The organism is Photobacterium sp. 2_MG-2023 (assembly GCF_030547675.1).
Classification (GTDB): Bacteria; Pseudomonadota; Gammaproteobacteria; order Enterobacterales; family Vibrionaceae; genus Photobacterium; species Photobacterium arenosum.
In genome coordinates this window covers 1-13,369 of sequence record NZ_JAUOQQ010000013.1, presented here as the reverse complement: position 1 = coordinate 13,369, position 13,369 = coordinate 1, and the positions used below count along the sequence as shown (strand labels likewise).

Genomic DNA, 13,369 nt, shown 5'->3' with positions numbered 1-13,369 from the left:
GAGAACAATGTCAAAGACAGTGACTTTTGCTTCAGTGCAGCTTTCGATGTCGTGGGATATCGATAATAACCTGAAAAAGATCAGCCAGGCGGTGAAAGAAGCCGCTGACAATGGCGCGAACGTTGTGGTGCTGCAAGAACTCTTTGCTGCTCCTTACTTCTGTAAAGAACAGGTAGCCAAGTATTTCGATCTGGCTGAAGAAACCGACAACAGCCCGTTGATTGATCACATGAGCCAGCTGGCGCGTGAATTCAATGTTGTGATACCGGTGAGTTACTTTGAGCGTTCAGGCAACAGCTTTTTTAACTCTCTGGTGATGATCGATGCTGACGGCACTGTGATGGACAACTACCGTAAGTCACACATTCCTGATGGTCCGGGTTATAGCGAGAAATTCTACTTCAGCCCTGGTGATACCGGCTTCAAAGTCTGGCAAACCCGGTTTGGCAAGTTTGGGGTTGGGATCTGCTGGGATCAGTGGTTCCCGGAGCTGGCACGCTGTCTGGCGCTGGCGGGCGCAGAAGCGATTTTCTATCCGACTGCCATTGGCTCTGAGCCTCAGGATCCAACGCTGGACTCACGCGATCACTGGCAGCGCACTATGCAGGGGCATTCTGCTGCCAACCTGATCCCTGTGATCGCCGCCAACCGCACCGGTGTAGAAACCGACGATGGCATTGAAACCACCTTCTATGGCTCGTCGTTTATTACCGATCATACCGGCAAGAAACTGGCTGAAGCGGGCCGTGATGAAGAAACCATCATTTATGCTGCTATAGATTTGGAAGCAACAGCCAAAGCGCGTTACAGCTGGGGTCTGTTCCGTGACCGACGTCCTGATTTGTACACACGCATCAACTCCCTGACGGGTAAGTAATACACTCGGAACATAGAAAGGAAGACTGCCATGGAACGACAGGGCACCCCTTCAGAGCACGGCTATTATTTCCCTGCGGAGTTTGCTCCGCAGGAACAGGTTTGGCTGGCATGGCCGGAGCGGCCTGATAACTGGCGTGAGACTGCGAAGCCAGCGCAGCACGCTTTTACTCAGGTTGCGACGGCCATCAGCCAACATACTAAGGTCTGCGTGGCTGTCAGCCCCAATCAGTACCTGACGGCAACGCTCATGTTGCCAGAAGAGATTGAGATCGTTGAAATGCCGCTCAATGACGCCTGGATGAGAGACATCGGCCCGACAGTCGTGGTGAACGATAGCGGTGATCGTCGTGGCATCAGCTGGCAGTTCAATGCATGGGGCGGAGAAGTTGATGGCTTGTATGCCCCCTGGAATGACGACGATCAGGTGGCGGCGACAATTTGCGAACACCTCGGGCTGGATTACTATCGCGCACCTTTTGTGCTGGAAGGGGGAGCGATTCACACTGACGGTGAAGGCACCCTGTATACCACGGAAGAATGCCTGCTGTCTGCCGGGCGTAATCCGCATCTCAGCAAAGCAGAGATCGAAGCGTATCTGGCCGACTACCTGTCAATAAGCAAGGTGATCTGGCTGCCGGATGGCTTGTTTAATGATGAGACCAATGGTCATGTCGATAATCTGCTGCACGTGATTGCGCCAGGTGAAGTGATCTTAAGCTGGTGTGATGATCCTGACGATCCGCAGTATGCGATTTCCCGCCGGGCACTGGATGTGCTGAAGAACAGCACCGATGCGAAAGGCCGGCGTATCAGGGTGCACAAGCTGCCGATCCCCGGTCCGCTATATTTAACACAAGAGGAAGCGGCCGGTATTGAGCCATCAGGTGGAATGAAACGCGAAGCGGGCGAACGTTTGGGCGGCTCATATGCCAACTTCCTGATGTGTAACAAAAACGTGTTTTTACCCTTGCTGGACTCAGCCAGTGATCAGCAAGCCATGGATATTCTGCAAGCGGCGCTGCCGGACTATCAGATTATCGGTATACCGACCCGGGAAGTGCTGCTTGGCGGCGGCAATATCCATTGTATTACTCAGCAGATCCCTGACGCACTTGCCTGCAAACAGGGCTGACAGGTCTGGTCAAATGAAAAGGTTTTATTATGCAGCAAATTAAGAACCGCACTTTGCTCGCCTTTGTGTGCGAGCCATCCGACACCTCTCTGGCTGTGACCAATCCGGCTGACGGTGAAGTGTTGTGTCATATTCCGACTCAGAATGAAGCGGAAATTGCTTCTGCCATTGAACGCGCCAATACCGCGCAAAAAGCCTGGGCGAAAACCAGCGCCAAAGAGCGTGCGGTGATCCTGCGTCGCTGGTTTGATCTGATTATGCAAAACCAGGACGATCTCGGCCGTCTGATGACCCTGGAACAGGGCAAGCCGCTGGCCGAAGCCAAAGGCGAAGTGGCCTACGGTGCCAGCTTTATTGAGTGGTTCTCGGAAGAAGCGAAACGCACCTATGGCGATTCCATTCCTGGCCCGACGACAGATAAACGTATCGTGACGATCAAGCAGCCCATCGGTGTGGCCTGTGCCATCACTCCCTGGAACTTCCCGATTGCGATGATCACCCGTAAAGCTGCGCCTGCACTGGCGGCGGGCTGTACCTTTATCTGCAAACCCGCCAATCAGACGCCTTTGTCAGCCTACGCGGTGGCTGAATTAGGTTATCAGGCCGGCATCCCGCGCGACGCGCTTCAATTGGTCGTGAATGCCTCGTCCAGCATGGTGGGCAAGGTGTTCACCGGCAGTCCGCTGATCCGTAAGTTGTCTTTTACCGGTTCTACCGGTGTAGGACGGCTGCTGATGGCGCAATGCGCCGACAGCATTAAGCGGACTTCGATGGAGCTGGGCGGCAACGCGCCATTCATCGTGTTTGATGATGCCGATATCGATCTGGCAGTGAAAGGCGCGCTGGCCTCTAAATTCCGTAATGCCGGCCAAACCTGCGTGTGTGCCAACCGCTTCTACGTGCAAGACGGTGTTTACGATGCCTTCGTTGCCAAATTCAAAGCGGAAGTTGAAAAGCTGAAAGTGGGCAACGGGCTGGATGAAGGCGTGACTATCGGTCCTGTGATCGATGCGTCGGCCAAAGAGAAGATCATGCACTTAACGGATCACACCGTTGCTCAGGGCGCAAGACTGGTGACGGGTGGACAGCAGCTTGACGGCCTGTTTGTCCAGCCGACGATTCTGGCGGATGTCACGCACGACATGGATATCGTGCAGGAGGAAATCTTTGGCCCGATTGCACCTGTCATCCGGTTCAGCACTGATGACGAGCTGATCGACATGGCCAACGACACGATTTATGGCCTCGCTTCTTACTTCTACAGCCAGAACATCAACCGGATCTGGAAAGTGGCGGAAGCACTGGAATACGGCATGGTGGGGATCAATGAAGGCATGATTTCAACCGAAGTTGCCCCGTTTGGCGGGGTGAAACAATCCGGTATCGGACGTGAAGGTGCCAAGCAAGGCATCGACGAATACATGGACATTAAATACCTCTGTTTTGGCGGCATTCAAGCATAAGGAAGGGAAGTGATGAGCAATCAAGTATGGCAAGCACGTAAGCAACAAGTTATCGCACAGGGAATGGGCAACCTGAATCCGCTGTATGTAGAAACTGCAAAGAATGCCGAAATCTGGGATATCGAAGGTAATCGCTATATTGATTTTGGTTCGGGTATCGCGGTGAACAACACAGGCCATTCGCACCCGCGTATTGTCGAAGCGGTGAAAGCGCAGCTGGATAATTTTTCCCATACCTGTGCCATGGTGACGCCGTATACGTCCTTCGTGGAACTGGCGGAACAACTGACAGCACGCGCCCCTGGTAACACAGCGAAAAAAGCCGTCTTTCTGACCACAGGTGCAGAAGCGGTCGAAAACGCCATCAAAGTTGCCCGTGCGCACACCAAACGCAGTGGCGTGATTGCGTTTAAAGGCGGTTTCCACGGTCGGACCAATATGACCATGGGGCTGACCGGTAAAGTGGCACCTTACAAAGCGGGTTTCGGTCCCTTCCCGGGCGAAATCTATCATGCCCCTTATCCGAATGCGTTCCACGGCATCAGTATTGAAGACAGCCTGCAGGCGATTGACGATCTGTTCGCCTGTGACATTGAACCGTCACGTGTTGCCGCCATTATTTTTGAACCTGTGCAGGGTGAAGGCGGTTTTTATCAGGCGCCGCCTGCGTTTGCTCAGGCGCTGCGTGAACTGTGTGACAAACACGGTATCCTGCTGATTGCCGATGAAATTCAAACCGGTTTTGCCCGTACCGGCAAAATGTTCGCTACTGAGTACTTGGGTATTGAACCGGACATGATGACCATGGCGAAAGGGATTGCCGGTGGTTTCCCAATCTCAGCCCTGGTGGGTAAAGCCGATATCATGGACGCTGCTGGCCCCGGTGGTTTGGGCGGGACTTATGCCGGTTCACCTCTGGGTTGTGCCGCAGGTTTGGAAGTGCTCAAGATCATTGATGAAGAGCAGCTGTGTGAGAAAGCCCTGAAAATTGGCGAAGTGATGACCAGCCATTTCCGTGCGCTTCAGTCTGATTTCCCTGTGATTGGCGAGGTACGTAATCTGGGCGCGATGATCGCCGTCGAGTTTGTCGATCCTCAGTCCGGTGCCCCAATGGCTGATCTGACCAAATCGCTGGTGGCTCAGGCGCGGGAAGAAGGTGTTATTCTGTTGTCTTGTGGTGTGAAAGGGAACGTTATCCGCTTCCTGCCTGCCCTGACGATTGAAGATGAGATCCTTGCCGAAGGCATCGAGAAAGTGAAAAAAGCACTGGCAGCCTTGGTTTAAAAACGAGGTTCAGTACTGGTTTCATGGATGCCAGCTGCACAAAAAATAAAAGGGCATACGATGTGATGCCCTTTATTTTTTAAATTGAATCTGTCGTATTCCATTGTTTATTTTTGATGATTCAGACACATGGCTGAATACGTTAGACTGCGGTCACCAATACACCAATGGCGTTTTGTTCGTGATAAATCGAGTGGTGAGCCGGGTCATTAGCATAGTCCTGAAGGGCATGTCTTGCCGTCGCGCTATATCCGATCGCGACAACCCATCTTGAGCCGGGGTTCGGCGCCGGATAATGTACGATTTTATTCATGTCCTGCTGAGCCGAGGCAAGGAGGACGGCACCTGCGTTCGTTGCACTTTCAACTTTAAGTTCAATCGCATACCTCCCATCATTATCCTGAGCCAGTGCATCTAAGCGCCAGTTTCCATTCGGCGGCGGATAAGGCACTTCACGAGTGGCTTGTATCCCTGCCTGACGGAAAAGAAGAATCAGTTCGACTTGCATCCATATTTCCCAGGCAGCACCGGTTGTAATGGCTTCTGTGATTCGTGCTGAATCATTGAGAATCATATAAGCTAAATTTTGGTTATTCATGATTTACCCTTCCTGATAATTGAATAGAAAGCGGTTCATTCTGACTTATTGGTTCAGTGCTATGAACACGCACAGGGTAAGAATATGCTTTCTCCTAAAAGCCGCCTTTTATAGGCTCACAGAAAACTTTCTCAGAATCATTGAATAAAAAGGGGAGCAAGAACAGCTCACCAGAATGGACTGAAAGGGTTGTCAGCGTTGAATAAAAAAACAGGCATACCTGAGTATGCCTGATGAAAACAGTGTGTTGCGGTTGAACAAGCGTGATTTATTTAAACTCGGATTTGCGCATCCGGTTCAAGACGGCCATGACATCGACAACACGAGGTTTAGCTAAATCACCATAGTTTGGCATGGTGCGGAACCATTCATCCTGCAGCATTTTCTGGAAGGCGGTGACGGGTTGCTTTTCCCAGCCTTTGAGCTGCGCCAGCTGACACCATAACCAACCAATAGTATGAAGCTGGCTGGCATCGGCAATTTGCTCTAAGGCCTGCAGATCCACGAACTCACGACCAAAACGCAGACTTTGTTTGTTTTTGACCTGGATACGGAATTTACCTTCTTCCAGTTGTGCCTGAAGCCCGGAGCGGTTCAGTTGGCGAACACGCGGTTGCTCAATGGTATCGCTGCCTTCCGGCTGGCGCTGAGTTGGATGCGACTGCACGACAGTTTTTGCTTTAGCGGTGACATCAACAGCTTCATAGTTGTGCATCTGAATCACTGTATCAGCAACATCCAGATAGTCACCGGAACCGCCCATCACCAGCATGACAGAGACGTTCAGGTGATTGCGCAGCAAAGCAATACGATCGACCAATGGGGTGATAGGTTCATCTTCTTTCGCAATCAGTGCCTGCATGCGCTCGTCACGGATCATAAAGTTCGACGCTGAGGTATCTTCATCGATCAACAGGGTTTGGGCACCGGCTTCCAGCGACTCTTGCAACCAGGCTGCCTGCGACGTCGAGCCTGAGGCATTTTGTGTGCTAAAGCAGGTGGTGTCTTTACCCATAGGCAGATTATTGATGTAGGGCGACAAATCGACGCTGTGAACACAGCGGCCATCTTCTGCACGAATTTTGCTGGCAGTTTCATCGGCAACCACATATTCGCGGCCATCACCCGGGACATGATCATACACAGCATTCTCGACCGCATTCAGCAGGGTCGATTTGCCGTGAAAGCCGCCACCGACAATCATGGTAATGCCGGTAGGGATACCCATACCGCGCAGTTTACCCGCGTGAGGTGCGTCTAATTCAACCGCCAGGCTGTCCGGGCTGATGAAGGGCACAGCGTCAGGCATTGGCTGCTCGCTGTTACCGGCAAGGCGTGGTAACACGCTGTGATCGGCCACGAAGGCAATCAGGTTATTTTCTTTGAGCTGCGAACGCAGTGCCACCTGATCTTCAACGGTTTCACAATGGCGGCGCAGATCGTCCATCGGCAGTTCACGTGCAATCGTCGCGCGACGAATGATTTTCGGCAGCGTGAAGGTCAGCAGGTTGAACGCTTTCTTGGCAATGATGGTACGGCCGTCAGCAGGGAGATCGACACGGAAACGCAGTTCAATGGCATCGTCATCGAAAACGACAGCAGTGCGGTCCAAAACAGCCTGACCCGGACGGTCAATCTGAATCTCGTTCACTTCTCTGGCCAGATCCGCAAACTGACGGGCGATAAAATCACGCGCTGCGCGCTGATAGTCAGCCGACTGGTCTTTCAGCCAGGCCAGATCCGTGAGTGACCACTGGCGCCGTGCGCGAACGCGTGTCGCAGGCGCGAAAGGATCCGACTGAGGGATATCGATAAAGAAATCGTAATCAACAAAGTTATACTGACCCCGCAGGCTGGAATAGCTGCGATAATTACGACGGTCAATTTTTTTGAGTCTGGCTTCTAGTAAGTCCATGGTCACTCGATATCACTGGCAATAAACATTGGGGGCAGGAGTGTACACCAAAGCACAGTTATGTGCATGTTATTCGGTGATCCAGCTCCCGCTTATCAGGCATTCAAACCTTAGTCTAATTGTTAGCGTACCGGGTTTTCGTCACTGTGATGAGAAAAGACACTTTCCACGCTATTCAAGGAGTCAGTATGTTGGAAATGGCATCAAAGTCGGCCGAATGGCTATTGCTGCTCAGCGGCGTGACCCTGATCTTGACCAGTATGGTGCAATACGGACGCCGCACCCGCAACTGGGGCGGGGTAATGACGATGTTCTACAAACGCGTCAGCATGACAGCCATCGAATTCAAGTTTTACCGTTCAGGTGTGGCTGCCGTGATATTGGCTATTGTGCTCAGAATGGTAAACCTGATTTTCTGGCCATAATCGTGGTGCTGCTGAGAGCGCAGAATTAAGCGAAAACTTGCCAGTTGATGTGATTTGTCGCACACTTGCCGCCCATCAAGATTCTGACAATAAAGGCGGGTATTATGGCCTCTACCGCAGCGGCACTGCACATTCTGGTGAAGCATAAAGAACAAGCTGACGATATTTTGCAGCAACTGAAAAAAGGCGCAAAATTTCAGACCCTGGCAAAGAAATATTCAACTTGTCCTTCCGGCAAGCGCGGTGGCGATCTGGGCGAATTTCGCAAAGGTATGATGGTGCCGGCTTTCGATAAAGCCGTGTTTACCGGCAAAGTGCTGGAACCGATCGGCCCGGTGAAGACCAAGTTTGGGTATCATGTGATTAAGGTGTTGTATCGTACTTGAGTTTTTATGACTTCTTTTGAGGGAGTTTGTTTGTCGCGCTTGAGTCTGAAGTATCCCTTAATATCCCACTCAGCGCGCCAGGTACTCTTTTAAGGCAAAAAGAGTACCCAGAAATGCCTTGTTGTTCTCTGGTGTTGGCCGGGGCGGTTGTAGGCGCTCCCGGCGCCGACAACCTAAAAATTCGTCCTGAATTTTTCCCTGTGGGAGAGGCAAGCCTCGAACTTCTCATTTCTGCTTTTATAGTACATGCTGAAATCTATTTAAATTAATTATAATTCAACATCTTACTGTCATTCCCGCGCAGGCGGGAATCCATGTGGCGAGTGCAATTTCTGAAGTTTAGCTGGTATGTCGCGCATTTGCTTCTGTGTCTCATTTGACATTGTTTGATGCGCGCCAGGTACTCTTTTAAGGCAAAAAGAGTACCCAGAAATGCCTTGTTGTTCTCTGGTGTGGTCCGGGTCGGTTGTAGGCGCTCCCGGCGCCGACAACCTAAAAATTCGTCCTGAATTTTCCCCTGAGGGAGAGGCAAGCTTCGATCTTCTCATTTCTGCTTTATAGCACACGCCAAAGTCTATTTAAATTAGTTATAATTCAACGTCTTACTGTCATTCCCGCGCAGACGGGAATCCATGTGGCGAGTGCAATTTCTGAAGTTTAGCTGGTATGTCGCGCTTGAGTCCGGTGCTTCTCTCGGCATTATCTGATGCGCGCCAGGTACTCTTTTAAGGCAAAAAGAGTACCCAGAAATGCCTTTTTGTTCTTTGGTGTGGTTCGGGTCGGTTGTAGGCGCTCCCGGCGCCGACAACCTAAAAATTCGTCCTGAATTTTTCCCCTGGGGGAGAGGCAAGCTTCGAACTTCTCATTTCTGCTTTTATAGTACATGCTGAAACCTATTTAAATTAAATATAATTCAATACCTTATCGTCATTCCCGCGAAGGCGGGAATTCATGTGGCGAGTGCAATTTCTGAAGTTTAGCTGGTATGTCGTGCATTTGGTTCTGTGTCTCATTTGACATTGTTTGATGCGCGCCAGTTACTCTTTGCTGGCACAAACAGTAACCAGAAATGCCTTTTTGTTCTTTGGTGTTGTCCGGGACGGTTGTAGGCGCTCCCGGCGCCGACAACCTAAAAATTCGTCCTGAATTTTTCCCTGGGGGAGAGGCAAGCCTCGAACTTCTCATTTCTGCTTTTAAAATACACGCCAAAATCTATTTAAATTGACTATGATTCAATGCCTTACCGTCATTCCCGCGCAGGCGGGAATCATGTGGCGAGTGCGACTCTATGGTTTCTTTGAACTGGGTAAGTGACTGATGTCGCTTTTCTCACAAGACGAAGTGTCGCTGATTTTTGGGGTTAGTCATAAAATACAAGAAAAGTATGACATATCAGTTGGTTAACAGAAGCAGCTTGAGTAGGATACACGACATAGTGTCGTGTATCCTACTGATAGATCTATTTGGTTAAGCGCATTTAGTTCAATATAATCAATCGCTTAAGTTATTTCTGATTGAACGGATTATATGACAGAGTTATACGACATGGTGTCGTTGAATAAAATGTTAGCACTCTCTTGAATAAATCGAACATAAGGATGTAAATAATGAGTTTTGTCGGGGCAAGATGGTGGAAGTTCGATTTTCATACACATACACCAGCTTCTTTTGACTATGGGAAGTCAGATAGTAGTTTAAAAACATCAAAGACCGCTAAAGATTGGCTGCTTGACTATATCGCCAAGGGAGTAGAGTGTGTAGCAGTTACAGACCATAATTCTGGTGACTGGATTGATGGACTTAAAGATGCTGCAGAAAGCTTAAGAGCCGAGGGGCATTCAATTTTCGTTTTCCCCGGTGTTGAAATAACAGCTAACTCAAACATACATATTTTGGGTATTTTTGACCCTCGTGCTACGTCAGCAGATATTAGTGCCGTTATCGGAGCCTCAAAGTTTCGTGGGACAAAAGGGGATAGTGATTCAGTAGCTGAAGAAAGTGCTGAAAACGTAGTAAAGGAAATAATATCAGCAGGTGGTGTTGCCATACCAGCTCATATTGATATGAAGGCTGGTCTTTGTCAGCAGCATTCTTCTCACACAATAAGGCAAGTCTGCAAGCATGCAAACGCCGTTGAAATAATTTTCCCTGACCAAGAGCGAGCTGATGCCCCTTTATCAAGATATACAAATTTAAGTATCGACTTGCCATCAATAATTGGCTCTGACGCCCACCACCCTAATGATATTGGGAGAGCTTATACTTGGGTAAAAATGTCTACCCCTTCGATTGAAGGGCTCAAACTTGCTATGGTTGATGGTTCATCTTCCATAATTCGTTCAGACAACGAAACAACAAATCCAAATAGCTCTTCCAACACACTGTTACGCTCTGTAACTATCGAACATGCTAAATATGCAGGGCGTTCGACTCCTTTAAAAGTTGAATTTAACCCATGGTTAAATTCAATCATTGGGGGGCGCGGTAGCGGAAAATCCTCAGTCCTTGAGTTCATACGATTAGGTATGGATAGAGCGAGAGACTTAGATGTATTGAATCAAGACAATGAAATTCGTAGATCTTTCGAGAGTTTTACTAAAATATCTGCATCTAGAGACTCTGAAGGGGTAATGCTCGCAAATACGAAAATCAGTTGTATTTATACTAGAGATGAAATTCATTACCTCCTGACTTGGACTAAAGAAAGTAACAGCGTTTCGATTTCTCGTTATGATGGCCAACAATGGATTCCTGAAGAGGGAGAAGCCCACTCTCGCTTTCCAATAAAGATATTTAGTCAAAAGCAGATATTCGATTTAGCAAAAAATCCTAATACTCTTCTTCGGCTGATAGATGAATCATCTACTGTTGGTTTCCAACAATGGAAAATGGAATGGTCTGAAAAGCACTCCCATTTTCAAACATTGTGCAGCCAAAAAAGAGAGCTTCAATCAAAGTTAGCAAATAAAAATGTGCTATTAGGGCAGCTTTCTGATGTCGAACAGAAGATAAAAGCAATAGAGAAATCTGGTCACACAGATATTCTCTCCAACTATCAGTTGTATAGCGGGAAGAGAACGAATGTTTCGCAATATGAAACTGGTATCGAAAATCTAAAACACCAAGTTGAATCGATATCTAACGCTACGTCTATACCTACAATCGATGAAAGTGCATTTGATACGCAGTCGGCAAGTGAAGTAGAAGTTCTTAACAAGTTAAAAAGTTTGAATAACTCGGCTTTATCTTTCAAAGAAAGTATTAAGCAAGCAGTGGCTTCACTTGAAAATGAATTAACTCAATTTAAAGGTTGGTATTGTCAGTCTGACTTCAATAAATCTCATATTGAAGTTAATAATAAATATGAGGAGTTAATTGAAAGTTTGCGTAGCGAGGGGATTGATAGCCCAGCTGATTATGCAAGACTAATTAGTGAGCGGGACGCTATTAATGAATCACTAAAAGCAATGGAGTTGGTAAGTACTCAGATAGCTGAAGCTGATGCTTCAATCAATTCTGCATATCAAGAAATAATAGAATGTAGAAAAAAATTGACCATAAGTCGTCTAGAGTTTTTGCAGCAAAACTTGGCTGGAAACTCTTCTATTCAAGTTGAATTGGCTCCTTTTTCAGATATAGAACACATAGAAGAATCATTTAGAAGTGTTATTGGACGTTCTGATAAAGCTTTTTCTGCTGATATTTTTGATTTAGATCGCGAGTGTGGTTTTCTTTACAATCTGAATAAAGAATTGACAGCTACAACAAGCTCTGGTAACTCAAATGATCTAGAACCTTGGCTATCTAAAATTCATGAATTCAAAGCTCAGGTATTTAACTTCAGATCTGGTGAAATCCAAGGTGCAAAGATAGGGAAAAGATTTTCTGAACTCATGTCTAACTTGCAGCAGCAAAGCTTTGACCAAATAAACACTTGGTTTCCTGAAGATAAATTATCCATAAAATTTAATGACGGCAATAGGTTTAAGGATGTTTCACAAGGTTCGGCTGGGCAAAAAGCCTCGGCTATATTGTCGTTTTTATTATCGTACGGAACAGAGCCTCTCATTTTGGATCAGCCTGAAGATGACCTAGATAACGGTCTTATTACAAGCTTGATCGTTTCTAAATTACATGAAAATAAAGCAGACAGGCAAATAATTGTCGTCACTCACAATCCTAATATCGTAGTAAACGGTGATTCAGAGTATGTGATTGCGCTAGAAGATAGAGGTCAAATAAATCCAGTTGCATCTGGCGCATTGCAAGAAGTAAATGTTAGGAAGAATGTATGTGAAATTATGGAAGGTGGTGAAGTTGCACTCCAACAACGATACAAAAGAATGTTTAATGTTTAACGTCAGCAAGTGCTAACAAGTCAAAGCACACGGACGCAGCAAAGCTGCGCCGGTGTTTGAGGCGTTAGTTTTCAGGAGAATTATGAAACCTTGGGTCAGATTTGAAAATGTAGAAGTTAAGAGGGATGGCTATTATGTTAGTTACTCTCCTAAGTTTGTAAGTGCAGCAAATGATGATTCAACAGCACTGCTATCCGTCCATTTACTTCGAGAACACAACCTTGAAGAATGTAAACAAATTGCAGAGTCTGAATTTGAATATTGGATCAAGCGCTATCCAGTTCCATTACAAGCATTGGTTAAGTTTGAATGCAAAACGGCACATCGTATTTCAAACATAGCTGAGTGCCCTTATATTTGTGGTGTTTCAGAAAACGAATATCGCTGGGGTGGATTCTTAGATAATGAGCTAGAAACTTATATGCCTTTAAATGATGAATTGAAAGTAATTTATAGCGAGTTACCCAGTAAAACATCAGAAGAAGCAGACATCAAGCTCAATCAAAATATTATCGGTATGCGAGCGATGAAATGGTTTGTGTTATTCACTGCCGTATTCATCCCTGCATTAATTGCATTTCTAGGTTGGTCTCATCCAGTGTTTTCTGCGCTGGCTTTACTATTTACTTGGTACAAGTGCGCGGATAAGTGGCTGCTACTGTCAGGGCGAAAGATAAAAACTGAAGTGGAGTTGGCTGCTGAAGAAGACAAGCGATTAAAAGAACACCATCATTACCACTGTAAACTGAACCCTAAAGGTTTTGAGCGCTTGAAGTTGGATAACTTCAAAGCAAGTCGTGACGAGCGTCTGCGTAAAAAACTGGAGGGTATGAAGTCGGCTGAAATTGAAAACTAACAAATAAGGATACGTGTCGCGCAGCCGACACTTCTATCCGGGTGTTGGACAAGCCCGGACAGCCTTATTAAGC

At 47.5% G+C, this 13,369-nt stretch carries 10 protein-coding genes; 8 read left to right on the top strand and 2 right to left on the bottom strand.

Translation table 11 applies throughout. From position 1 onward, the window contains the following. The first annotated feature begins 7 nt into the window (after nucleotides 1–7). From aguB to gabT, 4 genes are read left to right on the top strand one after another with little or no spacing between them, the layout of a single operon-like run. Entirely contained in the window at nucleotides 8–877 is an 870-nt protein-coding gene (gene aguB, locus Q4491_RS11985) for an N-carbamoylputrescine amidase (protein WP_192013847.1), read from the top strand. Between the two features lie 30 nt (nucleotides 878–907). Further along, nucleotides 908–2,011, top strand: a complete 1,104-nt coding sequence (gene aguA / locus Q4491_RS11980) for an agmatine deiminase (protein ID WP_303457734.1) — start codon at nucleotides 908–910, stop codon at nucleotides 2,009–2,011. Between the two features lie 29 nt (nucleotides 2,012–2,040). Further along, complete coding sequence (locus Q4491_RS11975; protein ID WP_303457732.1) at nucleotides 2,041–3,474, top strand: NAD-dependent succinate-semialdehyde dehydrogenase; 1,434 nt, start codon at nucleotides 2,041–2,043, stop codon at nucleotides 3,472–3,474. Nucleotides 3,475–3,486: 12 nt separating this feature from the next. After that, a complete protein-coding gene (gene gabT, locus Q4491_RS11970; protein WP_303457730.1) occupies nucleotides 3,487–4,758 on the top strand; it encodes a 4-aminobutyrate--2-oxoglutarate transaminase in 1,272 nt (423 codons plus the stop codon). Nucleotides 4,759–4,900: 142 nt separating this feature from the next. On the opposite strand, the gene Q4491_RS11965 is transcribed toward gabT, so the two are convergent. Both Q4491_RS11965 and Q4491_RS11960 read right to left on the bottom strand, forming a co-directional pair. Continuing rightward, nucleotides 4,901–5,356 (bottom strand): hypothetical protein, encoded by a 456-nt coding sequence (locus Q4491_RS11965; protein ID WP_192013839.1) that lies wholly within the window; start codon nucleotides 5,354–5,356, stop codon nucleotides 4,901–4,903. A gap of 268 nt (nucleotides 5,357–5,624) precedes the next feature. Beyond that, nucleotides 5,625–7,271 (bottom strand): ABC-ATPase domain-containing protein, encoded by a 1,647-nt coding sequence (locus Q4491_RS11960; protein ID WP_303457727.1) that lies wholly within the window; start codon nucleotides 7,269–7,271, stop codon nucleotides 5,625–5,627. A 188-nt stretch (nucleotides 7,272–7,459) separates the two neighbouring features. Between Q4491_RS11960 and Q4491_RS11955 the strand changes: the two genes are divergently transcribed. The 4 genes from Q4491_RS11955 (at nucleotide 7,460) to Q4491_RS11940 (ending at nucleotide 13,296) form a co-directional block, all read left to right on the top strand. Further along, a complete protein-coding gene (locus tag Q4491_RS11955) occupies nucleotides 7,460–7,696 on the top strand; it encodes a hypothetical protein (RefSeq protein WP_303457725.1) in 237 nt (78 codons plus the stop codon). Nucleotides 7,697–7,800: 104 nt separating this feature from the next. Next, nucleotides 7,801–8,082, top strand: coding sequence for a peptidylprolyl isomerase PpiC (gene ppiC, locus Q4491_RS11950; RefSeq protein ID WP_027251162.1), 282 nt, complete (start codon nucleotides 7,801–7,803; stop codon nucleotides 8,080–8,082). 1,607 nt (nucleotides 8,083–9,689) lie between these two features. After that, a complete protein-coding gene (locus tag Q4491_RS11945; protein ID WP_303457722.1) occupies nucleotides 9,690–12,440 on the top strand; it encodes a TrlF family AAA-like ATPase in 2,751 nt (916 codons plus the stop codon). Between the two features lie 82 nt (nucleotides 12,441–12,522). Further along, nucleotides 12,523–13,296: a hypothetical protein gene (locus tag Q4491_RS11940; protein ID WP_303457720.1), complete on the top strand. Its 774-nt coding sequence runs from the start codon at nucleotides 12,523–12,525 to the stop codon at nucleotides 13,294–13,296. Nucleotides 13,297–13,369 lie beyond the last annotated feature (73 nt).